23 protein-coding genes and 1 other RNA gene are annotated in these 21,216 nt (G+C 68.3%); 15 read left to right on the top strand and 9 right to left on the bottom strand.

Translation table 11 applies throughout. From position 1 onward, the window contains the following. The first annotated feature begins 1 nt into the window (after window position 1). The 3 genes from U5775_RS17485 (at window position 2) to panD (ending at window position 2,561) form a co-directional block, all read left to right on the top strand. Window positions 2-937 (top strand): segregation and condensation protein A, encoded by a 936-nt coding sequence (locus U5775_RS17485; protein ID WP_415913595.1) that lies wholly within the window; start codon window positions 2-4, stop codon window positions 935-937. Window positions 938-1,188: 251 nt separating this feature from the next. Beyond that, on the top strand, window positions 1,189-2,022 hold the full coding sequence (gene panC, locus U5775_RS17480; RefSeq protein WP_322059338.1) for a pantoate--beta-alanine ligase: 834 nt from the start codon (window positions 1,189-1,191) through the stop codon (window positions 2,020-2,022). A 152-nt stretch (window positions 2,023-2,174) separates the two neighbouring features. Next, window positions 2,175-2,561 carry an aspartate 1-decarboxylase gene (gene panD, locus U5775_RS17475; RefSeq protein ID WP_028207747.1) on the top strand — a complete coding sequence of 129 codons (387 nt, stop codon included), beginning with the start codon at window positions 2,175-2,177 and terminating at the stop codon, window positions 2,559-2,561. A 54-nt stretch (window positions 2,562-2,615) separates the two neighbouring features. Here panD and U5775_RS17470 read toward each other — a convergent pair whose 3' ends face one another. Beyond that, the gene (locus U5775_RS17470; RefSeq protein WP_322059337.1) at window positions 2,616-3,242 is read right to left on the bottom strand and encodes a ParA family protein; all 627 of its coding nucleotides are present in this window, start codon (window positions 3,240-3,242) and stop codon (window positions 2,616-2,618) included. A gap of 289 nt (window positions 3,243-3,531) precedes the next feature. On the opposite strand from U5775_RS17470, the gene U5775_RS17465 reads away from it, so the two are divergent. Continuing rightward, window positions 3,532-3,951 carry a PaaI family thioesterase gene (locus U5775_RS17465; RefSeq protein WP_322059336.1) on the top strand — a complete coding sequence of 140 codons (420 nt, stop codon included), beginning with the start codon at window positions 3,532-3,534 and terminating at the stop codon, window positions 3,949-3,951. Between the two features lie 96 nt (window positions 3,952-4,047). Here U5775_RS17465 and U5775_RS17460 read toward each other — a convergent pair whose 3' ends face one another. Beyond that, the gene (locus U5775_RS17460; protein WP_322059335.1) at window positions 4,048-5,628 is read right to left on the bottom strand and encodes a cobyric acid synthase; all 1,581 of its coding nucleotides are present in this window, start codon (window positions 5,626-5,628) and stop codon (window positions 4,048-4,050) included. Window positions 5,629-5,747: 119 nt separating this feature from the next. Between U5775_RS17460 and cobU the strand changes: the two genes are divergently transcribed. The 4 genes from cobU to U5775_RS17440 are packed head-to-tail and all read left to right on the top strand — an operon-like array spanning window position 5,748 to window position 9,289. Then, on the top strand, window positions 5,748-6,338 hold the full coding sequence (gene cobU / locus U5775_RS17455; protein ID WP_322059334.1) for a bifunctional adenosylcobinamide kinase/adenosylcobinamide-phosphate guanylyltransferase: 591 nt from the start codon (window positions 5,748-5,750) through the stop codon (window positions 6,336-6,338). Then, window positions 6,335-7,276: an adenosylcobinamide-phosphate synthase CbiB gene (cbiB, locus tag U5775_RS17450; RefSeq protein ID WP_322059390.1), complete on the top strand. Its 942-nt coding sequence runs from the start codon at window positions 6,335-6,337 to the stop codon at window positions 7,274-7,276. Before cobU ends, cbiB begins: the two co-directional genes overlap by 4 nt. Next, window positions 7,269-8,318 (top strand): threonine-phosphate decarboxylase CobD, encoded by a 1,050-nt coding sequence (cobD, locus tag U5775_RS17445; RefSeq protein ID WP_322059333.1) that lies wholly within the window; start codon window positions 7,269-7,271, stop codon window positions 8,316-8,318. The genes cbiB and cobD overlap by 8 nt, the downstream gene beginning before the upstream one ends. Next, window positions 8,318-9,289 (top strand): cobalamin-binding protein, encoded by a 972-nt coding sequence (locus tag U5775_RS17440; protein WP_322059332.1) that lies wholly within the window; start codon window positions 8,318-8,320, stop codon window positions 9,287-9,289. Before cobD ends, U5775_RS17440 begins: the two co-directional genes overlap by 1 nt. Before the next feature lie 30 nt (window positions 9,290-9,319). Here U5775_RS17440 and cobC read toward each other — a convergent pair whose 3' ends face one another. Genes cobC through U5775_RS17415 form a run of 5 tightly spaced genes read right to left on the bottom strand, consistent with a single transcriptional unit; the run spans window position 9,320 to window position 13,715 of the window. After that, entirely contained in the window at window positions 9,320-9,919 is a 600-nt protein-coding gene (gene cobC, locus U5775_RS17435) for an alpha-ribazole phosphatase (RefSeq protein WP_322059331.1), read from the bottom strand. After that, complete coding sequence (locus tag U5775_RS17430) at window positions 9,904-10,671, bottom strand: adenosylcobinamide-GDP ribazoletransferase (RefSeq protein WP_322059330.1); 768 nt, start codon at window positions 10,669-10,671, stop codon at window positions 9,904-9,906. The genes cobC and U5775_RS17430 overlap by 16 nt, the downstream gene beginning before the upstream one ends. A gap of 10 nt (window positions 10,672-10,681) precedes the next feature. After that, a complete protein-coding gene (cobT, locus tag U5775_RS17425; protein WP_322059329.1) occupies window positions 10,682-11,755 on the bottom strand; it encodes a nicotinate-nucleotide--dimethylbenzimidazole phosphoribosyltransferase in 1,074 nt (357 codons plus the stop codon). A 50-nt stretch (window positions 11,756-11,805) separates the two neighbouring features. Next, the gene (locus U5775_RS17420; RefSeq protein WP_322059328.1) at window positions 11,806-12,642 is read right to left on the bottom strand and encodes an ABC transporter ATP-binding protein; all 837 of its coding nucleotides are present in this window, start codon (window positions 12,640-12,642) and stop codon (window positions 11,806-11,808) included. Then, complete coding sequence (locus U5775_RS17415; protein WP_322059327.1) at window positions 12,639-13,715, bottom strand: iron ABC transporter permease; 1,077 nt, start codon at window positions 13,713-13,715, stop codon at window positions 12,639-12,641. The genes U5775_RS17420 and U5775_RS17415 overlap by 4 nt, the downstream gene beginning before the upstream one ends. A 312-nt stretch (window positions 13,716-14,027) precedes the next feature. Between U5775_RS17415 and U5775_RS17410 the strand changes: the two genes are divergently transcribed. From U5775_RS17410 to U5775_RS17390, 5 genes are all read left to right on the top strand, one after another. Continuing rightward, on the top strand, window positions 14,028-14,378 hold the full coding sequence (locus U5775_RS17410; protein ID WP_322059326.1) for an ATPase: 351 nt from the start codon (window positions 14,028-14,030) through the stop codon (window positions 14,376-14,378). Then, window positions 14,375-14,689, top strand: coding sequence for a cell division protein ZapA (locus U5775_RS17405; protein ID WP_238465170.1), 315 nt, complete (start codon window positions 14,375-14,377; stop codon window positions 14,687-14,689). The genes U5775_RS17410 and U5775_RS17405 overlap by 4 nt, the downstream gene beginning before the upstream one ends. A gap of 116 nt (window positions 14,690-14,805) precedes the next feature. Further along, window positions 14,806-14,986, top strand: a non-coding RNA gene (ssrS, locus tag U5775_RS17400) — 6S RNA. A 143-nt stretch (window positions 14,987-15,129) separates the two neighbouring features. After that, window positions 15,130-15,588 carry an EVE domain-containing protein gene (locus tag U5775_RS17395; protein WP_322059325.1) on the top strand — a complete coding sequence of 153 codons (459 nt, stop codon included), beginning with the start codon at window positions 15,130-15,132 and terminating at the stop codon, window positions 15,586-15,588. A 253-nt stretch (window positions 15,589-15,841) separates the two neighbouring features. Next, window positions 15,842-16,573 carry an SIMPL domain-containing protein gene (locus U5775_RS17390; protein ID WP_322059324.1) on the top strand — a complete coding sequence of 244 codons (732 nt, stop codon included), beginning with the start codon at window positions 15,842-15,844 and terminating at the stop codon, window positions 16,571-16,573. Between the two features lie 120 nt (window positions 16,574-16,693). On the opposite strand, the gene lgt is transcribed toward U5775_RS17390, so the two are convergent. Together lgt and U5775_RS17380 are read right to left on the bottom strand one after the other, a co-directional pair. Next, on the bottom strand, window positions 16,694-17,611 hold the full coding sequence (lgt, locus tag U5775_RS17385) for a prolipoprotein diacylglyceryl transferase (RefSeq protein WP_322059323.1): 918 nt from the start codon (window positions 17,609-17,611) through the stop codon (window positions 16,694-16,696). Window positions 17,612-17,876: 265 nt separating this feature from the next. Beyond that, entirely contained in the window at window positions 17,877-18,890 is a 1,014-nt protein-coding gene (locus U5775_RS17380; protein ID WP_322059322.1) for a LysR family transcriptional regulator, read from the bottom strand. Window positions 18,891-19,063: 173 nt separating this feature from the next. Between U5775_RS17380 and ilvD the strand changes: the two genes are divergently transcribed. Next, entirely contained in the window at window positions 19,064-20,737 is a 1,674-nt protein-coding gene (ilvD, locus tag U5775_RS17375) for a dihydroxy-acid dehydratase (protein WP_322059321.1), read from the top strand. A gap of 119 nt (window positions 20,738-20,856) precedes the next feature. Further along, complete coding sequence (locus U5775_RS17370) at window positions 20,857-21,210, top strand: c-type cytochrome (protein ID WP_322059320.1); 354 nt, start codon at window positions 20,857-20,859, stop codon at window positions 21,208-21,210. Window positions 21,211-21,216: the final 6 nt, after the last annotated feature.

Here is a 21,216-nt window from a genome sequence, read left to right as displayed (position 1 = left end):
CATGGCTGAGGGAGCCGAAGGACGGGCCGACGCACGTCACGCCCTCCCGGCCGGCGCCGCGCCGGGCCACGCTCCTGCCGGCCCGGCGGGCCAGAACGCGAGCCCGGGTGAGGCGCTGAGCACTCCCGCCACGGATTCGACGCCCGACACGGTCGACGGCGTCGCGTTCGCGCGCCTCTATGGCGAGCCGCTTTTCAAGCTCCCGCAAGACCTCTATATCCCGCCCGACGCGCTCGAAGTCTTTCTCGAAACGTTCGAAGGCCCGCTCGATCTGCTGCTCTACCTGATCCGCAAGCAGAACTTCAACGTGCTCGACATCCCGATGGCGGATGTCACCACGCAATACCTCGGCTACGTCGAGCAGTTGCGCAAGACCAATCTCGAACTCGCCGCCGAATATCTGCTGATGGCCGCGATGCTCATCGAGATCAAGTCGCGCATGCTGCTGCCGGTCAAGAAGGCCGACACCGGCGAGGAAGCCGAGGACCCGCGCGCCGAGCTCGTGCGGCGCCTGCTCGAATACGAGCAGATGAAGCTGGCCGCCCAGCGCATCGACCGCCTGCCCCAGCTCGGCCGCGACTTCATGCGCGCCGAGGTCTATATCGAGCAGAGCATCACGCCGCGCTTTCCCGACGTGGACAGCAACGACCTGCGCGCCGCGTGGGCCGACGTCATCAAGCGCGCGAAGCTCGTGCAGCACCACAAGATCTCGCGCGAGGAGCTCTCGGTGCGCGAGCACATGAGCGTGATCCTGCGCCGGCTCCGGGGCGCGCGCTTCATGGAGTTCTCCGAGCTCTTCGACACCACGCGCGGCGTGCCCGTCGTGGTCGTGAATTTCATCGCCATGCTCGAGCTCGCGCGCGAATCGCTCATCGAGATCACCCAGGCCGAGCCGTTCGCGCCGATCTACGTGCGCCTCGCGTATCTGCCCGCGTAACTGCCTGCCTTGCTGCCCCTCTGGTGGCGCCGGATGATGGGGCCGAAGTGGTGATAGGACCCCATCATGCCACTCCAGGATAACCCCCCATCCGGAGCGGCTGCGCAGCACGCCCAAATCCTCTACAATCGCCCGCGCCTGCCCCTGACGGGCCGGGCACGCCATCCGGCCGGCCGCGCACCCTGGTGCGCCGCGCGAGTGCCGCTTGCCGCAACCCGTCTTGCCCCGTGCGAGGCATAACGCATCCGATCATGAAAGTCATCAGCTCGATTCAGGAACTGCGCGACCAGTTGCGCGGCCAAAACCGCACCGCGTTCGTGCCGACCATGGGCAATCTGCACGAAGGCCACCTCTCGCTGATGCGCCTCGCGCGCCAGCACGGCGACCCGGTGGTCGCCAGCATCTTCGTCAACCGCCTGCAGTTCGGCCCCAACGAAGATTTCGACAAATACCCGCGCACGCTCCAGGACGACATCGAGAAGCTGCAGAAGGAAAACGTCTACGTGCTGTTCGCGCCCACCGAGACCGACATGTACCCGCAGCCGCAGGAATATCGCGTCCACCCGCCGCACAATCTGGGCGATATTCTCGAAGGCGAGTTCCGGCCCGGCTTCTTCGAAGGCGTCTGCACCGTGGTCATGAAGCTGATGTCGTGCGTGCAGCCGCGCGTCGCCGTGTTCGGCAAGAAGGACTACCAGCAGCTCATGATCGTGCGCGCGATGTGCCAACAGTTCGCGCTGCCGACCGAGGTGATCGCCGCCGAAACCGTGCGCGACGCCGACGGCCTCGCGCTCAGCTCGCGCAACCGCTATCTCACGGAGCCCGAGCGCGCCGAGGCGCCGCAACTGGCGCTCGCGCTGCGCGCGATTCGCGAGCAGGTGCTCTCGGGCCGTCACGACTATCCGCAGATCGAGCTCGACGCGATGGCCACGCTCGCCGCGCGCGGCTGGAAGCCCGACTACATCGCCATCCGCAAGCGGGTCGACCTCTTGCCCCCCGCTCCCGGCGAAAAGGATGCGCCGCTCGTCGTGCTGGCGGCGGTCAAGCTGGGCGCCACGCGCCTGATCGACAATCTCGAGATCTGAGCGCCGCGCGCGTATTCACGCCAATTCGCGCCGTGCGCCGTTTTGCTGGTTGGCGCGCCGCTTTTTCCCGTTTTTCAGCACGCTAGTTCCGGCACTTTTTTCCGGCATCACCCGCGGCGGGCCGCACGCCCGCTCGCCCGAGGAGACACACCATGCAACGCCACATGCTCAAGTCGAAGATCCACCGCGTCGCCGTCACGCACTGCGAGCTCCATTACGAAGGCTCGTGCGCGATCGACGAGAACCTGCTCGAAGCGGCGAACATCGTCGAGAACGAGCGCATCGACATCTGGAACATCAACAACGGCGAGCGCTTCACGACCTACGCGATCAAGGGCGAGCGCGGCAGCGGCATGATCTCGCTGAACGGCTCGGCGGCACGGCGCGCGCAACTGGGCGACCTCGTGATCATCGCGGCTTTCGCGAACGTGGAAGAAGAAGAGCTGAAGGCGGGCTGGAAGCCGGACCTCGTGTTCGTCGACGAGAACAACCGCATCAAGGGCAGCCGCGACCACGTGCCGACGCAAAGCTGGAGCTAAAGCGCCGGAAGACCGGCTCATGCAGCGCGGGCGCCCTGCCCGCCCCGGCGCCGTTTATTTCGCGTCCACCCACGAAACGATCGGCTGCCACTGGTCGAGATCCTTCTCGACGCGGCTTTTCGCGACGTCCCAGAGCGTGAGGCCGTGGGCGGCGAGCTGCACGTAATTCTGCGTGTCGCGCAGATAGCCCAGCACGGGCAGATCGAGCCCCTCCACGAAGCGCTGCAACTGCTCGGCCGAGCGCGTGCGCGCATCCACGCGCATGCCCACCACGCCCACCTTGATCGAGCCCTTTCTCACCGCCTTTTCCTTCGCCAGCCGGTCGAGGAAGTCCTTGGTCGCGAGAATGTCGAACATGGACGGCTGCAGCGGCACGATCACCTTGTCCGCGAGCGCGACGATCGCGGCAAGCCGGTTGCCGTGCAGGCCCGCCGGCGTGTCGATGACGGCGTGCTCGAGCCCCTTGGGCGGCCTCGCCGGGTTATCCAGGTCGACGCTCCAGCTCTCGATGGCCGGCAGCGTCTCGGGCCGCAGGTCGAGCCACGCGTGCGCCGATTGCTGCCGGTCGAGGTCCGCGAGCGCGACCCACTCGCCTTGGGCCGCGAAATAGCCGGCCAGATTGGTGGACAGCGTGCTCTTGCCGACGCCGCCCTTCGGGTTCGCCACCACGATCACCGTCATGAATACTCCCGTCAGGATGGCTGGCGCGCGGGCCAGCCGGTTTGCCGATTGTGTCGATTCTGCCGATTTTCGCTTGCTGCCGATGCCGCAGCCCATCCGCTGCCCGCCACGTTGAAGGACGCGGCGCATCGGCGCAACCGTCCGATAATATCGGCAAATGCGGCGGCGCCGAAGTCCCGGCCCGCGCGTGCGCGCGTGTAGCGCATCGCTCCGCGCCCTTGCGAGGCGTGCGCACCGTGCCGCTTCCCCCCTTCATCCCCCTTTCGAAAACCGAGGAGATCTTCCTGTCATGAGCACGTTGCGCACCGATATCACCATCGATTCCCTGCACGAGCGCCAGCGCGGCCGGCTGCCGGGGCTGATCGGCTTTCGCGCGGTCGCGCTCGATCAAGGCCTGCTGCGCGCCGAACTCGACATCCGCAGCGAACTGCTCGCGCCCAATGGCTTCCTGCACGCCGCCACGGTGATCTGTCTCGCCGATACCGCCTGCGGCTACGGCTGCTTCGCGCATCTGCCGCCGGGCGCGAAGAACTTCACGACTATCGAGCTCAAGAGCAACTTCCTTGGCACGGCGCGCGAGGGCACGTTGAGCGTGGTCGCCACCGGCGTGCATCTCGGGCGCAGCACGCAGATCTGGGACGCGACCGTGACCGGCCCGGACGGCAAGACCACGGCTCTGTTCCGCTGCACGCAGATGGTGCTGTACTAACGCGGTGCGGTACTAACGGTAGCGCACGAATGTTGCCGGGCCGATGACGCCGGGCGGTGCTGCATACGCTTCAGGCGTCATGGACGCGCCGCCCGGTCAGCCGATCGCGCCATAAAGGCGCGCCAGATCGAGGCTCGTTTCGAGCGTGTCGGCGAGCCGATCGAGCGACGCCTCGCGCAGCGCCGGGTAATCGACACGTTGCGCCGCCTCCAGCCCCGCCCAGCGCAGCAGCGCGGCGCACGCTTCGGGCGTGTCGAAGAGGCCGTGCACGTAGGTCGCGAGAATCTGGCCGTCCGCCGATTGCGCGCCGTCCGCGCGCAGCGCGCTTGTCTCGCTGACCGCCGTGCCGTCGCTGTTCATCGCGCCGTCCTCCGCGCTATCCGTCGATACGATGTGCAGCGCGGGGTCGGCCAGCGCCGGGCCGCGCGTCACCCCCATATGGATCTCGTAGCCCTTTACCGGCGCCGGCACCCCGCCGCCAGCCGCGTCCAGGTCGCCGCGCAATGCAAGGCGCCCCGTCACGTTTTCGAGGGTCTTCTCGCGCGTGAGCCCGGTTTCGTAGTCGAGCCAGCCGAAGCCGGCCACGGTGCCGGGCTCCCCTTCCACGCCATGCGGATCGGCAATCACGCGCCCGAGCATCTGCATGCCGCCGCAAATGCCGATCACCCGCCCGCCGTAGCGCAGATGCCGCGCGAGCGCCGTTTCCCAGCCCTGCGCGCGCAGCCACGCGAGGTCGTCGCGCACGTTCTTCGAGCCTGGCAGGATCACGAGATCGGCGCTCGGCGGCGCGCTGCCCGTGCGCACGTAGCTGAATTCGACCTGCGGATGCGCGCGCAGCGCATCGAAATCCGTGTGGTTGCTGATGTGCGGCAGCGCCGGCACCACCACGCGCAAGGTCTTGCCGCCGGCTTGGGCCAGGGTATGCGCGGCGCCGGGCAACATGTCCTCGGCATCGAGCGTCAGGCCGTGCAGATACGGCACCACGCCGAGCACCGGCTTGCCCGTCTGCGCTTCGAGCCAGTCAAGGCCGGGCTGGAGCAGCGTCGCGTCGCCGCGAAAGCGGTTGATGATGAAGCCCTTCACGCGCGCGCGCTCGCTCTCGGACAGACACGCGAGCGTGCCGATCAGATGCGCGAACACGCCGCCGCGGTCGATGTCGGCGACTAGCACGACCGGGCAGTCGACGGCCTCGGCAAAGCCCATGTTGGCGATGTCGTTGGCGCGCAGATTGATTTCGGCGGGGCTGCCCGCGCCTTCGACGAACACGGTCTCGTAGCGCGCGCGCAGCCGTGCGTACGATTCGAGCACGGCCTCGCGCGCGATCGGCTTGTAGTCCTGGTAGGCGCGCGCGTTGAGATTCATGCGCGCCTTGCCGTGGATGATCACCTGCGCGCCCAGATCGCTATTGGGCTTGAGCAGCACGGGGTTGAGGTCGGTATGCGGCTCGATGCCGGCGGCAAGCGCCTGCAGCGCCTGGGCGCGGCCTATCTCGCCGCCGTCCACCGTCACGGCGCTGTTGAGCGCCATGTTCTGCGGCTTGAACGGCGCCACGCGCACGCCCGCGCGGCGCGCGAGCCGGCACAGGCCGGCCACGAGCGTGCTCTTGCCGGCATCGGACGTGGTGCCCTGGATCATCAGCGTGCCGCGCGGCACGGCGGCGGGTTTCGTTGCGGACATGGTGGCGATGAAAAGCGGCGAAGCGCCGGGTCGGTCGGGCGAACGCGCATTATCCCATCGCGTGCGGGCCCGCCGCGCTCGGCGTCAATCTGTCGGAGACTAGCCGCTACAATCACGCGATGATTTCGCGCGACTTCACCTTCATCGTCGGCGGCGCGCGCTCGGGCAAGAGCGCCTGTGCCGAACGCCTCGCCGGGCAAAGCGGCCTGCCGGTCACCTATATCGCCACCGCGGCCACGCCGGGGGGTGCGCACGCCGATGCCGAATTCGCCGCGCGCATCGCCCACCATCGCGCGCGCAGGCCCGCGCACTGGGGCTTCGCCGAAGCGCCGCTCGATCTCGCGGGTGCCCTCGACGCCGCGGCCACGCCCGGCCAGTGCGTGCTGATCGATTGCCTCACGCTCTGGCTCGCCAATCTGCTTTGCCCGCCCGGATCAGAAGCGCCGCTGCCCGACTGGCGCGCGCGTCTCGATGCGTTCGCCACCGCCTGCGAGCGCGCGAAGCGCGCCGACTGCGCCGCGCTCGTGGTGAGCAACGAGATCGGCATGGGCGTGGTGCCGATGGGCGCGGCCACGCGGCTCTATGTCGACGAGCTGGGGCGCCTGAACCAGCGCATCGCCGCGCTCGCCGACCGCGCGATGCTCGTCGCGGCCGGTCTGCCACTCGTGCTCAAGGCGCCGGCATCGGACACATCGGGCCAATCATGCTGACGGCACTGAGCCTGCCCGCCACCGCGGCCCTCGCCGTCGCCGGCGTGGCCGTCGACCGCTGGTTCGGCGAGCCGCGCCGCGCGCATCCGCTCGTCGCGTTCGGCGCGCTCGCGAACCGCGTCGAAAAACGCCTGAACACGGGCCGACGCGGCCGCCCGCTCGGCCTCGTGGCCTGGCTTGCCGTGCTCGCGCCGCCCGTGGCGCTCGCGGCGCTGCTGTGCGCCGTGCTGCCCTGGCCGCTCGCGTGGGCGCTGCACGTCGCGCTGCTCTGGTTCGCGCTCGGCGCGCGCAGCCTCGAAGAACACATCGCGCCCATCGCGCGCGCGCTCGCCGAACGCGACCTCGTGGCGGCGCGCGAGCTGACCGCACGCATCGTCTCGCGCGACACCGCGAACGCCGACGCCACCGCGCTCTCGCGCGCGGCCTGCGAATCGGCGCTCGAAAACGGCAACGACGCGATCTTCGGCGCGCTGTTCTGGTTCGCGCTCGCGGGCGGGCCGGGCGCGCTCGCGTTTCGCCTCGCCAACACGCTCGACGCGATGTGGGGCTATCGCACGCCGCGCTTTCTGCGCTTCGGCTGGGCGGCCGCGCGCATCGACGACGTGCTCAACTGGATTCCCGCGCGCCTCACGGCCGCGAGCTACGCGCTGCTCGGCGATACGCGCGTCGCCTTGCGCTGCTGGCGCGAGCAGGCGCGGCGCTGGGAAAGCCCGAACGCGGGCCCGGTAATGGCCGCGGGCGCGGGCAGCCTGAACGTGCTGCTGGGCGGCGCGGCGGTCTACCACGGCGCCGTGGAGGAACGCCCCGCGCTCGGCGCCGGCGCGCCGCCGCGCGCGCAGGACGTGACAGCCGCGCTGCGTCTCGTCGAGCGCACGACCATTTTGTGGCTCGCCGTGCTGCTCGCACTGGCCTTCCTGAGCGTGGCAACCCATGGCTGAAGCGCATCTCGACACCGCCCCGCGCGCGATCGCGCACGGCGGCAATCTGCACGAAGCCGCGCGGCGCTACGGCATCGCCTGGGACGCGTGGATCGATCTTTCGACCGGCATCAATCCGCACGGCTATCCGGTTCCCCCGGTGCCCGCCTCGGCATGGCGGCGCCTGCCCGAGGACGGCGACGGCTTCGCCGCCCGCGCCGCGCGCTACTACGGCGCGCCCGACGCGCAGCACGTGTTGCCCGTGGCGGGCAGCCAGGCCGCGATCCGCGCGCTGCCCGCGCTGTTGTCCACGCTGTCGCCGAAGTCGCGCGTGGCGATCGCCCCGCTCACCTACGGCGAGTACGCGCCCGCGTTCGCGCAGGCCGGCCATACCGTCGTGCCGTTCGACGTTGCGTGCCCGATGCTGCCCGAAGACGCAACGTACGCAGTCGTCGTGAATCCCAACAATCCCACGGCGAGCCTGATCGGCCGCGAGACGCTGTTGCGCTGGCACGCGCAACTCGCCGCGCGCGGCGGCACGCTGATCGTCGATGAAGCGTTCGCCGACGCCTTCGCCGATCCCCGCACGACCTCGCTTGCCGGCGCGACCGGCCGCGCCGGCCTCGTGGTGCTGCGCTCGCCCGGCAAGTTCTTCGGCCTCGCGGGGGCGCGCTGCGGCTTCGCGCTCGCCGCGCCCGCGCTGCTCGCGGCGCTGCGCGAGCGCCTGGGCGCGTGGACCGTGAGCGGGCCCGCGCGCCACGCGGTCGCGCACGCGTTCGAAGACGCCGCGTGGCAACGCGCGATGCGCGAGCGGCTCGCCGGCGAAAGCGCGCGCCTTGCAGCCCTGCTCGCTTCGCACGGCCTCGCGCCGCGCGCCACACCGCTGTTCGCGTGGGTCGTCCACCCGCGCGCCGCGGCTTTGCAGGACGCGCTCGCCGCGCGCGCGGTCTGGACGCGCCGCTTCGAATCGCCCGCGAGCCTGCGCTTCGGGCTGCCCGCCTCGGAAGACGAATGGCGGCGCTTCGAGACGGCGCTCGCGCAGGCCATGCAGGTGCTCGGCTGATGCAGCGCCCGACGCACCGCCTCTCGATCATTCGCGCCTTCGCTCGCAATGGCTGGCGCACCGCCGCGCTCGCGCTCGCCTTCGCGACGGTCGCCGCATTCACACTCGACACGGCTTGCGCCGCCACCGTCAGCGCCGTCGACGACGCCGGCAACACCGTCACGCTCGCCGCGCCCGCGCAGCGCGTCATCAGCCTCGCGCCGCACACCACCGAGCTGATCTACGCGGCGGGCGGCGGCGCGAAGCTGGTGGGCGTCGTCGCCTACAGCGATTACCCGCCGCAGGCGCTCAGCGTGCCGCGCGTGGGCGACAACCGCGCGCTCGACCTCGAACGCATCGCCGCGCTCAAGCCCGATCTGATCGTCGTCTGGCGGCACGGCAATGCGCAGCAGCAGATCGACCGTCTGCGCGAGATGCACATTCCGCTCTTCTTCAGCGAGCCGCATCGGCTCGACGACGTCGCGACCTCGCTCACGCGGCTCGGCGTGCTGCTCGGCACGCAGAAGACCGCGCAAGACGCGGCGCAAACCTATCGCCGCGAGATCGCGCAACTGCGCGCGCGCTACGCGCAGCGCGCGCCCGTGAGCGTGTTCTACGAAGTCTGGGACCAGCCGCTCATGACGATCAACGGCGAGCACATGATCAGCGACGTCATCGCACTCTGCGGCGGGCGCAACGTCTTTGCCGCGCTGCATCCGCTCGTGCCTACGCTCTCGACCGAAGCCGTGCTGGCCGCCAATCCCGACGCGATCGTCACCGCCTCGCAAGGCGCGACGGCGCCGGACCGGCCGCTGCCCGCGCTCACGCGCTGGCGCGCGTGGCCCCAGTTGCGTGCCGTGGCGCACGGCAATCTGTTCGCCATCGACGGCGATCTGCTCACGCGCCCAGGACCGCGCATCGCACAAGGCGCGACGCAGTTGTGCGAGGATATGGACCGCGCGCGCACACGCGACGCCAACACGGCGAATTAATCGGGAATCCGAATAGATGGGATGCGCGCTTCAGGCGTTCCAGCGCGCGAGCGACCACTCGCCGCTCGACGCCTCGCGGCGCAGCACGACGATCGCCGCCATCTCGAGCGGCCAGCGTGCGCAGCGCGCGAGCGGCAAGCCCAATGCGCGCGCAGTGACCGCGCGAATCACGCCCGCATGCGCGACGGCCCAAAGGCTCTCGTGCGCCTGCACGTCAAACGCCATGAGCGCCTTGAACCACGCGCCGGTGCGCGCATCGAACTGCGCGACGCTCTCGCCGCCATGCGTGCGCGCATGCTCGAAATCGGCGGCCCAGGCGTCGATCTGCGCGCGCTCGATGGCGTCCCAGCGCTGCATCTCCCATGCGCCGAAATCCATTTCCGCGAGACGCGCGTCTTCGTTGGGCGCGAGCCCTCCATGCATCTGCCCGAGCAAGCGGGCGACGCTCGCGCAGCGCGTGAGCGGGCTCGTTTCGATGCGCTGCGGCGCGCGTGCGCCGAGCGCGGCCAGACGCGCGGCGATCGATTGCGCGCCGGCAGCGGCGGCCCCGGCGAGCGCCACGTCGGAGCTGCCGTAGCAGACGCCCGCTTCCACCGCCACGGCCGGATGACGAATCAGGACGAGATCCACGCGAGCCCCATCAAATAGATCGCCAGTTCGAATACCTGCTGCGCGAAGCCGAGGCAATCGCCCGTATAGCCGCCGATGCGCCGCACGAAATAGCGTCCGAGCGCATAGCGCAGCGCGCCGAGCACGGCGAGCGTCGCCACGCCCGCGCGCCAGTCGGGCCACGCGGGCCAGAAAAGCCAGGGCAGGCCGAACACGAACGCGCAACCGAGCGCGAGCGCGCTCATGCGCTGCGCGACCGGCTTGGCCTTGCCTTCGGGCCGCACGTAGTCGAGCGAGACGAGATAGCTGATCGCGAGCGCGCGGCTCGCCGCGTGCCCCGCGATCATGAGCGTGGCGGCGCGCAGCGGCGGCAACGCGGCCAGCGTCTGCCACTTCAGCGCGAGCGCGATCACGAGGCCGATCGCGCCGAATGCGCCGATGCGCGAGTCGTGCATGATGCGCAGCACGTCCTCGCGCTGGTACGCGCCGCCGAATGCGTCGAGGCAGTCAGCGAGACCGTCCTCATGGAACGCGCCCGTCGCGAGCAGCGTGGCGCCCATCGAGAGCAGCACGGCCACGCTCGCGGGAAACACATGGAGCGCCGCGAAATACACGAGCGCCGCGAGCACGCCGATCAGCGCGCCGACGAGCGGAAAATAGCGCGCCGCCGCATTGAGCCATTGCGGCTCGAAGCCGACCCAGCGCGGCACCGGCACGCGCGTGAAATAGCCGAGCGCCGTGAAGAAGTAGCGCAATTCCGCAAGCGGATTCATTGCGCGCGCATCAATGCGGACGCTCGCTGCGATCGTCCACGCCCGCGGACTCGAAGCTCGCCATCTCGTTGAGAAACGCCACGGCCGCGCGCAACAGCGGCACGGCCAGCGCCGCACCGGTGCCCTCGCCCAGACGCAGATCGAGCGCGAGCAGCTCGCGCGCGCCGAAATGATCGAGCATGCGCCGATGCCCCGCTTCGTTCGACGCATGCGCGAACACGCAGTAGTCGCGTACGTGCGGGGCGAGCGTATCGGCGACCAGCAGCGCCGAGGTCGCGATGAAGCCATCGACGAGAATCGCCATGCGCTGGCGCGCCGCTTCGAGAAACGCGCCCGCCATCATCGCGATCTCGAAGCCGCCGAAGGTTGCGAGCACATCGATCGGCTCGCGCGCGTGCGCGTGGCGCGCGAGCGCCGCGGCGAGCACGTTGCGCTTTCTCGCGAGGCCCGCGTTGTCGAGGCCCGTGCCGCGCCCCACGCATTCGTCGATGGGCACGTTGCACAGCCGGCTCATCAGGCATGCGGCCGACGAGGTATTCGCAATGCCCATCTCGCCGAAGCCGATCACGTTGGTGCCGAGCGCCGCGTGATGGCGCACGCGCGCCGCGCCTGCCGCGAGTGCGGCGATGGCCTCGTCGCGCGTCATCGCCGGTTCGTGCGCGAAGTTGCGCGTGCCGCGTGCAACGGCCGCCGAGACGAGCTTTGAGGTGTCCGGCAGCGGCGGCAACGGCGTCGCGACGCCCGCATCGACGATCTCGAGCTCGAGCCCGGCCACGCCGCTGAACGCGTTGATGGCCGCGCCGCCCGCGAGAAAGTTCGCGACCATCTGCGCGGTCACGGCCTGCGGGTAGGGGCTCACGCCTTCGCTGGCGATGCCGTGATCGCCAGCGAACACGATCATCACGGGACGCTCGACGCGCGGGTGGGTGGTGCGCTGGATCAGCCCGAGCTGGCGCGCGAGCGCCTCGAGGCGGCCGAGGCTGCCGGGCGGCTTGGTCTTCGTGTCGATGAGGCGCTGCAGCGCGTCGCGCAGCGACAGGTCGAGCGGCTCGACGGCAAGCAATTCGGAAAGCGTTGAAGTCATAGGGGTTTCGTTTCGATTCTGTTCGGGTCGCGCGCGCCGGGCCCAAGCCTTCAGCGCTCGCGGGGATAGTCGAAGGCGGCCACGAGCGCCTCGTGCGCGCCTTCGCGGATCAGCCTGAGCGGATGGCCCAGCGCCGCGCTCGCGCGCTCTGCCGTGAGCACCTCGCGCACCGGGCCCGCGAAGCAGCCGCCGCGGCCATCGAGCAGCAGCGCGTGCGTCGCATAGCGCCGCGCGAGATTGAGATCGTGACAGGAAAACACCACGGTGCGCGACCCGGTGTTCACCCAGTGCGCGAGCGCTTCCAAGCAGGCGATCTGATGATGGAGGTCCAGATGCGCGAGCGGCTCGTCGAGCAGCAGCAGCGGCGCGTCCTGGCAGAGTACCGCCGCGAGCGCGACGCGCCGGCGCTCGCCGCCCGAGAGCGAGAGCACGTCGCGCGCCGCGAACGTCTCGAGGCCCAGCATCGCGAGCGCGGCGTGGGCGGCGGCGCGGTCGTCCTCGCTTTCCCATCCCCAGCCCGCGAGATGCGGATAGCGGTTGAGCAGCACGGTGTCGAGCACGCTCGCGCTGAATGCGTCGCGCACGTCTTGCGGCATCAGCGCGCGGCGTTGCGCGAGGCGCACCGGCGGCCAGTCGCGCAGCGCGACGCCGTCCACGTCGACCTGGCCCGCCGCGCTCTCGCGCAGGCCCGCGAGCGTCGCGATCAGGGTGGTCTTGCCCGCGCCGTTCGCGCCGGCCACGCACCAGATCTCGCCGGCCTCGAAGCGCTGCGTGAGGCCCTCGACCAGCGTGCGCGCGCCCGCACGCAGCGTGAGCGCGTGCACGGCGAGCAGCGGCTTTGCGGGCGTTACGGGCGCGGGGTGGTGGCTCGTGCTGTCATGGCTCATGGCGCGCGCCTTTTGAGCAGCATCCACAGGAACACGGGCACGCCCGCGAGCGCGGTCACGACACCCACGGGCAACTGCGTGGGCGCGACAATCGTGCGCGCGACGAGATCGGCGCCCATGACCGCGAGACCGCCCGCGAGCGCGGCCGCGGGCACGAGCATGCGCTGGTCGTTGCCGAACGCGAGCCGCAGCATGTGTGGCACGACGAGCCCGACGAAGCCGATGGTCCCGCCCGTGGTGACGGCCGCCGCCGCCGCGAGCGACGCCGCGAGATAGACGCCCATGCGCAAGCGCAGCACCGGGACGCCGAGCGCCTGGGCGGCGGCGTCGCCGCGCAGCAGCACGTTCAGGCGCGGCGCCGCGCTCACGCCAAAGGCGAGCACGAGCGCCAGCGCGATCAATGCGGGCCACGGCATGCCGGCGCCGTTGAGGTCGCCGGTGAGCCAGAACAGCATGCCGCGCAGGCTCGCTTCGGGAGCGAGCGTGAGCAGCAGCGTGATGAGCGCGCCCCACCCCGCCGCCGTCACCGCGCCCGTGAGCAACAGGCGCGGGGAGCTGTCCTGCGGCTCGCCGCGCCATAGTTCGCGCCGCGCGAGGCCGAGCACGAGCAGGATCGAAACGAAGGCGCCCGCGCAGGCGCTCGCCTGCACGGCCCACCACGCCGCGCCCGCGATCATCGCCACGAGCGCGAATGCGGCGGCGCCCCCGGAGACGCCCAGCACGTAGGGTTCGGCGAGCGGGTTGCGCAACAGCACCTGAAGCAGCGCACCGGCGAGCGCGAGCAGCGCGCCGCACGCGAAGCCGCCGAGCGCGCGCGGCAGGCGCAGCGTGCGCACGATTTCGCTCGCCACGCTCGACATATCGTTGACATTTTGTGTGGAAGACGAGGCCCGCACGAGCGCATGCAGCGCCTCGCCGAGCGTCACCGGCACACTGCCTGTTGCAAGCGACGCCACGAACACCGCGAGCGCAGCGACGGCGAGCACGCACCAGATCGCGGCCGCGCGGCGCGCGTTCATCGTGCGGCGAAGCAGCATCGTGCGGCGCGGTTTATCGGGGTGGACGGTTCGCATCGTCGAAAGGGGTCGATCTGGGGTTCCGGCGCACCGGCGCGCGAGCGCCGGCAAGTGTAGGAGGGCCCCATGCGAGCGTCAAGAAAGCGCCATTATTGCGCGAAATACTGTTCCGAACGCAGCACGGGGCCGCGCGAAAGCGCGGCTCGCACGCGAGGCAAGATGCGTTCCCGCATAGCAAGCGCCGGCGCGTGACGGGTCAAAAACTGCGAGAAGCAGACATGAAGCGGTGCTGTTACGTCTGGAAACGACGCAATTGTCGGAATACGCGACAATCCGCGCTAGAATGCCTGTCTTTAGAGGACGCAGCACATGCTCAACGAACTCGAAACACTCTCACAAAACATCGGGCGGCTGATCGAGATCAATCAGCGCCATCATGAAGCACGCGCGGCGCTCGAAGAGCAACTCGCACAACTACACGCGCAATGCGAAGCAACGCGCGCCGAACTCGAGCAGGTGCGCGAAGAGCGCAACGCGCTGCAGGCCGAGCGCGATGGGCTCTCGGCCAAGATCGACGACGCGCAGGTCCGTCTGAACGCGATTCTCGAAAAGCTGCCGCGTGCACGCGCGAATGCCGAACGCGATAATCAGCTCGATTTGCTCGAGCCGTCGCAGAACGCCGACGACGACAACGCGGCTCGCCACGGAGAAAATGCATGACGACCAAACAGATCGAAGCGACGATTCTCGGCCAGACCTATCGCCTCGCCTGTTCACCGGAAACCGAAGGCGCGCTGCTCGAAGCCGTGGCGCGCGTAGACGCGGAAATGTCGAAGATCCGCAATCACAGCAACGTACGCGGAACCGATCGCATCGCGGTGATGGCCGCGCTTTCGATCGCGTCGGAATTGCTGCGCCTGCAAACGAGCGTGCGGCACGGCGAAGCATTCCCAGCGGAAGAAATCCGTCGTACAATGCGCCAAATGAATGAGCAGCTTGGCGCAGTGATCCAGCAGTACGGGGTTCAATAAAACCCGCACAAAACCCGCTGTAGAATGCGTTAAAATGATGCCCAAGGAAAGGTCCACAAGACGTTTCTAAACAGCGGTACCGTAAGCGTACCGTGCAGCACCAAACAGTTTAGTCAGCTTCCCTGCCTGGTTCGCCAAGGTCATATATTCCTTGAACCAATGCCATGTGCACGGTTGCGGAAATTTGTAGCACGGGCGTGCGCGTCACTAGTCTGATGTACCCAAAGTGCTGCTAACTGCGACCAATTCTGAACCCCCGGTTCAGGATGCCGGCCTAGCGGCTAAGGCGGGGACCTATTCGAACGGCATCGGACTCACGTCCGATGCCGTTTTCCTTTGGTGTTTTCGTTTTGTGTCGTCCTTTGTTGCCGCCCGCTGCCCCTTCAATTGCAGCAGCGCTGCTGCACTTCCCTTCACTTTCGACGCGTTAACTTCGACTCATGCGCTACTGGCTGATGAAGTCCGAACCCGACGAAGCAAGCATCGACGACCTCGCGAACGCCCCGCAGCGCACGCTGCCATGGACCGGCGTGCGCAACTATCAGGCGCGCAATTTCATGCGCGACACCATGCAGATCGGCGACGGCGTGCTCTTCTATCACTCGAGCTGTCCCGAGCCCGGCATCGCGGGCCTCGCGCAAGTCTCGTCGACGCCGTACCCGGACCCCACGCAATTCGATCCGAAAAGCCCTTACTACGACGCGAAATCCACGCAGGAAACGCCGCGCTGGATGCTCGTCGACGTGGTGTTCAAGAAGAAGTGCCCGCTCATCGCGCTCGCCGCGCTGCGCGAGCATGAGGCGCTCGCCGACATGCGCGTGCTCGCCAAGGGCAATCGCCTGTCCATTACGCCGGTCACGAAGGCCGAATGGGACTTCATCACGAAGCGGCTGATGTGACTCCCTGACGTGAGCTTGAAGTAAGCCTCTAATATTCGCGGCGATGCATACATCCGCCGCCAATCTTTAAAGATTGCAAAGGCCCCCTGCTCCAGCGGGAACCCTGCATGACCCGCCCCGCCTAACGAACACGCACGGATTATTCATCCGCACACCCAGCCGACACGCTTGCGCGAAGTTACGCACAATCATGCGCTCGCGTCGGCAGGCTGCTGTGCGCGCCGTTTGCGAATCCGTTCTGCAAGGAGCCCAAATGAAGAGAAAAACCGCCGTCATGCTCGCCGCCGCTCTCGCTGCTGCTGTGCCGCTCGCCATGACGCTCGCGCCGCGCGCCGCGCTCGCGCAGAGCGAGGCGCACTATCAACCCTCGGGCGTGCTCTCGCTTTCCGCGCAAGCCAGCGCCGAGGTCCCGCAGGACGTCGTCACGATCACGCTGTTCTACGAGCAGGAAGCGAAGGATCCCGCCTCGCTCACCGCCACGCTCAATCAGCGCACCGATCAGGCGCTGCAAAAAGCCAGGGGCGTCGCGGGCGTGACCGCACGCTCGGGCCAGTTCTCGATCTATCCGTCGACCGATCGCGACGGGCGCATTTCGGCATGGCGCGGCCGCACGGAAGTCGTGCTCGAATCGCACGACTTCGCCGCCGCTTCGAAACTCGCCGGCGATATGGCTTCGGCCATGCAGGTGGGCAACGTGCAGTTCTCGCTCTCGCCCGAAGCGCAGCGCGCCGCCGAGCAGAAGCTCTCGGGCCAGGCGATTGCCTCGTTCCGCGAGCAGGCTGCCGCGAACGCGCGCGCGTTCGGCTATAGCAGCTACACGGTCCGCGACGTGAATGTGGGCCATCAAGGCGTCATGCCGCGTCCGATGATGATGATGAGCGCAAACGCCATGTCGGCCGACGCGAAGGCCGCGCCGCCCATGTCGCTCGAAGGCGGCACGTCCACGGTGACCGTCAACGTGTCGGGCTCGGTGCAGATGAAGTAAAGCGCACGTCGCGCATAGTGCATGTGAAGCGCGTGTCTCGCACACGGCGCGCTTAAAACAAGAAAGCCACGGCAAAACCGTGGCTTTCTTCATGGTGCGGGAAGCGGAGCGTCTATCGCATCAGCTCTTGGCGCCCACGGCTTGCTGCGCGCCGTTGCTGCTACGTTTAGCGCGGCGATACGCCCAGATCATCAGCAGCACGCCCCCAATGATCATCGGCAGCGAGAGCCATTGCCCCATCGAAAGACCCAGCGCGAGCAGGCCCAGGAAGTCGTCGGGCTCGCGCGCGAACTCCACCGTGAAGCGCGCGAGGCCATAGCCGATCAGGAACATCGCCGAGATCGCGCCCACCGGACGCTGCTTGCGCGAGAACAGGATCAGCACGATGAACAGCGCAATGCCTTCGAGCGCGATTTCGTAGAGCTCGGACGGATGGCGCGGTAGCAGGTGATATTGCGCGAACACTTCGTTCAGATGCCATTGCGCGGCCTGTTGCGGATGCGCGGCGAGCCACGCGGCGTCGTCGTTGGCGGCGCCCGGGAACAGCATCGCCCACGGCGCGTCCGGCGAGGTCACGCGGCCCCACAGCTCGCCGTTGATGAAGTTGCCGAGGCGTCCGGCGGCAAGACCCGTGGGCACCATCGGCGCAACGAAGTCGGTGACCTGGAGCCAGGTGCGTCCGCGCTGCCACGCGAACAGGATCATCGCGAAGGTCACGCCGAGAAAGCCGCCGTGGAACGACATGCCGCCTTCCCACACCTTGAAGATGTCGAGCGGATGCGCGAAGTACCAGCTCGCCTTGTAGAAGAGCACGTAGCCTAAACGCCCGCCGAGGACCGTGCCGAGCACGCCGTAGAACAGCATGTCGTCGATGTCCTTGGCGGTCCAGCCCTGCGCGGCCACGTACGGCAGGCGCAGGCGCAGACGGCCGATCACGATCGCGAGAATGAAGCCGACGAGATACATGAGGCCGTACCAGCGCACGGCGAGCGGCCCCAGATGAATGGCGACGGGGTCGAGGTTCGGGTGGATGAGCATCGTGGAATCTGGGCTTGTCGGCGGTGAGGTTTGAAATCGAGTTGTAAAAAACAGCGCAAAATCGGCAGGAAAATGCCTGAAGCGTGCGCGAAAACGCGCGGCGCGTGCATTGGACGTTTCCAAAGCGGCGCAGTTCGCACGGCGCGCCGCGGGCCCACATTATCGCCGAGACGAGGGGACACGAACCAAAATGCACCCTGACAGGGTTCGCGGCGGGTTCAAGGGCCGGATTTGGGCGTGGCGTGCGCCTTGTCGCGAGCGGTGCTCATTGCGCTCGTTGCACGCGCGTGGCGTCCACGGTCGCCGCATGGGCGCGCACGATCTCGATGAAGGCCGCCAGCACCGGGCTCACCTCGGCCGCGCGCCAGACGAGGCCCGTTTCGATCGTCGGCGCCGCTTCGGCGAGCGGCCGGTAGACCACGCCCGTGCGGCGCAGGTGCCGCAGCGACTGCGGCACGAGCGCAATGCCCATCCCTGCCGAGACGAGGCTCACGATCGTCTGCATCTGGATCGCCTCCTGGCCCACCCGCGGCGCGAGTCCGGCGGCCCCGTAGCAATCCATGATGGTGTCGTGAAAGCCCGGGGCCAGATGGCGCGGGAATACCACGAGCGGCACGTCGGCGAGATCGGCGAGGCTCACGGGCGTCTCGCACCAGTCGTGCCCGGATGAATCCGATGAATCGGCTGAATCGCGCGCGTTGTCCCGCTCTCCCACCGCCCCACCCGTGCGCGCCGAAAGCTCGGCCGGCATGGCCACCACGAGCGGCTCGCGCGCGACCGGCAGATACGCGAGCTGCGCCGCATGGCGCGGCGGCAAGGGCGCGATCACGAGGCCCGCGTCGATGCGCCCTGCCACCAGCTCGTCGATCTGCACGTCGCTCGTGGCCTCGGCGAGCTGCAGGCGCACGCGCGGGTGGCGCGCGCCGAAGTCGCGCAGCAAGAGCGGCAGCAGGCCGTAATCGGCGGTCGAAACGAAGGCCAGCGCCAGCACGCCCGCCTCGCCGCGCGCGAGGCTCTGCGCTAGCGGGCGCAGCGCCTCCGCGGCGGCGAGCAGGCGCCGCACCTCGGGCAGCAGGTCGGCGCCCACGGCCGTCAACTCGACCGAACGGCGCGTGCGCGCGAAGAGCTCGACGCCGAGCGTCTCCTCCAGCGCACGGATGGCCTGGGAAAGCGGCGGCTGCGTCATCGAAAGACGCGCCGCCGCGCGGCCGAAATGCTGCTCCTCGGCCACGGCTACGAAATAGCGCAGCTGGCGCAAATCGGGAATCGCGGTGCTCATCGGCAAACGGGTCCTGTGATTCTTTTTACGACTCAATAGCCCACGAATAATATATTGGACATTGCGCTCGCGAAACACCATTCTACTTCGCACACGCCGGCGCTTTCCTCCCCAAGCCCCCCGCATCCGGCGATCGAAACCAAAATTCGAGACATACCCCACGGAGCGTCCCCATGGCATACAACCGTCGTTCGAAGCACGTCACGCAAGGCGTCGCGCGCTCGCCCAACCGTTCGATGTATTACGCGCTTGGCTATGAAAAGGCCGACTTCGACAAGCCGATGATCGGCGTCGCCAACAGCCACTCGACCATCACGCCCTGCAACGCGGGCCTGCAGCGCCTCACCGACGCGGCGGTGGCCGCCGTCAAGGGCGCCGACGCCAACCCGCAAACCTTCGGCACGCCCACGATCTCGGACGGCATGTCGATGGGCACCGAGGGCATGAAATACTCGCTCGTCTCGCGCGAAGTGATCGCCGACGCCATCGAGACCTGCGTGCAGGGTCAATGGATGGACGGCGTGGTCGCGATCGGCGGCTGCGACAAGAACATGCCGGGCGCCATGATGGCGCTCGCGCGCATGAACGTGCCGGGCATCTTCGTATACGGCGGCACGATCCGGCCGGGCCACTGGAAAGGCCAGGACCTGACCATCGTGTCGGCGTTCGAGGCCGTGGGCGAGTTCACGGCCGGCCGCATGAGCGAAGTGGATTTCGAAGGCGTCGAGAAGAATGCGTGCCCGTCCACGGGCTCGTGCGGCGGCATGTACACGGCCAACACGATGAGCTCGTCGTTCGAGGCGCTCGGCATGTCGCTCATGTATTCGTCGACGATGGCCAACCCCGACCAGGAAAAAGTCGACTCGGCCGCCGAGTCGGCGCGCGTGCTCGTCGAGGCGGTCAAGAAGGATCTCAAGCCGCGCGACATCATCACGAAGCAGTCCATCGAGAACGCCGTTGCGCTCATCATGGCGACGGGCGGCTCGACCAATGCGGTGCTGCACTATCTTGCCATTGCCCATGCGGCCGAAATCGACTGGAGCATCGACGACTTCGAGCGCATGCGCAAGAAAGTGCCGGTGATCTGCAATCTGAAGCCTTCGGGCCAGTACGTCGCGACCGACCTGCACCAGGCCGGCGGCATTCCGCAGGTGCTCAAGATCCTGCTCGATGCGGGCCTGCTGCACGGCGAGTGCATGACCATCACCGGCAAGACCATCGCCGAAGAACTGAAGGACGTGCCGTCAAAGCCGCGCGCCGATCAAAACGTGATCTTCCCTATCGACCAGGCGCTCTACAAGGAAGGCCACCTCGCGATCCTCAAGGGCAATCTCGCGACCGATGGCGCCGTCGCCAAGATCACGGGCCTGAAGAACCCCGTGATCACGGGCCCGGCGCGCGTGTTCGAGGACGAGCAAAGCGCGCTCGAAGCGATCCTCGCCGACAAGATCCAGGCCGGCGATGTGGTCGTGCTGCGCTACCTCGGCCCGAAGGGCGGCCCCGGCATGCCCGAGATGCTTGCGCCGACTTCGGCGATCATCGGCAAGGGTCTGGGCGAATCGGTGGGCCTCATCACCGACGGCCGCTTCTCCGGCGGCACGTGGGGCATGGTGGTCGGCCACGTCGCGCCCGAAGCGTTCGAAGGCGGCGCCATCGCGCTCGTGCAGGAAGGCGATTCGATCACCATCGATGCGCACAAGCTGCTGCTGCAACTCAATATCGACGACGCCGAACTCGCACGCCGCCGCGCCGCGTGGAAGCAGCCGGCGCCGCGCTACACGCGCGGTGTGCTCGCGAAGTACGCGGCGCTCGCGCGTCCGGCCAACAAGGGCGCGGTGACGGATTGATAGCGGGTTAAAAGCGGAGTGAAGGCTGCCGGGAGGCCACAAGAAGGGCGCACAGACCGTGCGCCCTTTGCTCTTATAATGCGACGACACAGCCGGCGACCACGCTAGCGGAGACCAGTATGAAACGGAAGTCGCAGGCAAAGAACAAGACAGCGACGCCAACTGCCGCGCTGGCATTGGCATTGGCGCTAGCCACGGCGAGCGCCCACGCGCAGAACGGTCCCGGCGGACTCGCACTCGCGCAACAGCAGAACTGCATGAGCTGCCATTCGGTAACGCGCACGTTCATGGGCCCCGCACTGCGCGCAGTCGCGGCAAAGTACGCGGGCAAGCCCGACGCGCAGACCTATCTCGCACACAAGATCATGGAAGGCAGCAGCGGCGTGTGGGGCACGGTGCCCATGCCCGCGAACACCCAGTTGAATCCCACCCAGGCGGCCACGCTCGCGAGCTGGATTCTCACGCTGAAGTAACGCCAG

The sequence above is a fragment of the Paraburkholderia sp. J63 genome (assembly GCF_905220245.1).
In the GTDB taxonomy this organism is placed as follows: Bacteria; Pseudomonadota; Gammaproteobacteria; order Burkholderiales; family Burkholderiaceae; genus Paraburkholderia.
The sequence above is the reverse complement of the archived record's forward strand: the minus strand, read 5'-3'. Positions and strand labels throughout refer to the sequence as shown.

Excerpts from the sequence above, each read along its gene's own strand:
- U5775_RS17485 (WP_415913595.1), top strand. The coding sequence starts at position 2 with ATGGCTGAGGGAGCCGAAGGACGGGCCGACGCACGTCACGCCCTCCCG.
- panC (WP_322059338.1), top strand. The coding sequence starts at position 1,189 with ATGAAAGTCATCAGCTCGATTCAGGAACTGCGCGACCAGTTGCGCGGC.
- panD (WP_028207747.1), top strand. The coding sequence starts at position 2,175 with ATGCAACGCCACATGCTCAAGTCGAAGATCCACCGCGTCGCCGTCACG.
- U5775_RS17470 (WP_322059337.1), bottom strand. The coding sequence starts at position 3,242 with ATGACGGTGATCGTGGTGGCGAACCCGAAGGGCGGCGTCGGCAAGAGC.
- U5775_RS17465 (WP_322059336.1), top strand. The coding sequence starts at position 3,532 with ATGAGCACGTTGCGCACCGATATCACCATCGATTCCCTGCACGAGCGC.
- U5775_RS17460 (WP_322059335.1), bottom strand. The coding sequence starts at position 5,628 with ATGTCCGCAACGAAACCCGCCGCCGTGCCGCGCGGCACGCTGATGATC.
- cobU (WP_322059334.1), top strand. The coding sequence starts at position 5,748 with ATGATTTCGCGCGACTTCACCTTCATCGTCGGCGGCGCGCGCTCGGGC.
- cobD (WP_322059333.1), top strand. The coding sequence starts at position 7,269 with ATGGCTGAAGCGCATCTCGACACCGCCCCGCGCGCGATCGCGCACGGC.
- U5775_RS17440 (WP_322059332.1), top strand. The coding sequence starts at position 8,318 with ATGCAGCGCCCGACGCACCGCCTCTCGATCATTCGCGCCTTCGCTCGC.
- U5775_RS17430 (WP_322059330.1), bottom strand. The coding sequence starts at position 10,671 with ATGAATCCGCTTGCGGAATTGCGCTACTTCTTCACGGCGCTCGGCTAT.
- cobT (WP_322059329.1), bottom strand. The coding sequence starts at position 11,755 with ATGACTTCAACGCTTTCCGAATTGCTTGCCGTCGAGCCGCTCGACCTG.
- U5775_RS17420 (WP_322059328.1), bottom strand. The coding sequence starts at position 12,642 with ATGAGCCATGACAGCACGAGCCACCACCCCGCGCCCGTAACGCCCGCA.
- U5775_RS17415 (WP_322059327.1), bottom strand. The coding sequence starts at position 13,715 with ATGCGAACCGTCCACCCCGATAAACCGCGCCGCACGATGCTGCTTCGC.
- U5775_RS17410 (WP_322059326.1), top strand. The coding sequence starts at position 14,028 with ATGCTCAACGAACTCGAAACACTCTCACAAAACATCGGGCGGCTGATC.
- U5775_RS17405 (WP_238465170.1), top strand. The coding sequence starts at position 14,375 with ATGACGACCAAACAGATCGAAGCGACGATTCTCGGCCAGACCTATCGC.
- U5775_RS17395 (WP_322059325.1), top strand. The coding sequence starts at position 15,130 with ATGCGCTACTGGCTGATGAAGTCCGAACCCGACGAAGCAAGCATCGAC.
- U5775_RS17390 (WP_322059324.1), top strand. The coding sequence starts at position 15,842 with ATGAAGAGAAAAACCGCCGTCATGCTCGCCGCCGCTCTCGCTGCTGCT.
- lgt (WP_322059323.1), bottom strand. The coding sequence starts at position 17,611 with ATGCTCATCCACCCGAACCTCGACCCCGTCGCCATTCATCTGGGGCCG.
- U5775_RS17380 (WP_322059322.1), bottom strand. The coding sequence starts at position 18,890 with ATGAGCACCGCGATTCCCGATTTGCGCCAGCTGCGCTATTTCGTAGCC.
- ilvD (WP_322059321.1), top strand. The coding sequence starts at position 19,064 with ATGGCATACAACCGTCGTTCGAAGCACGTCACGCAAGGCGTCGCGCGC.
- U5775_RS17370 (WP_322059320.1), top strand. The coding sequence starts at position 20,857 with ATGAAACGGAAGTCGCAGGCAAAGAACAAGACAGCGACGCCAACTGCC.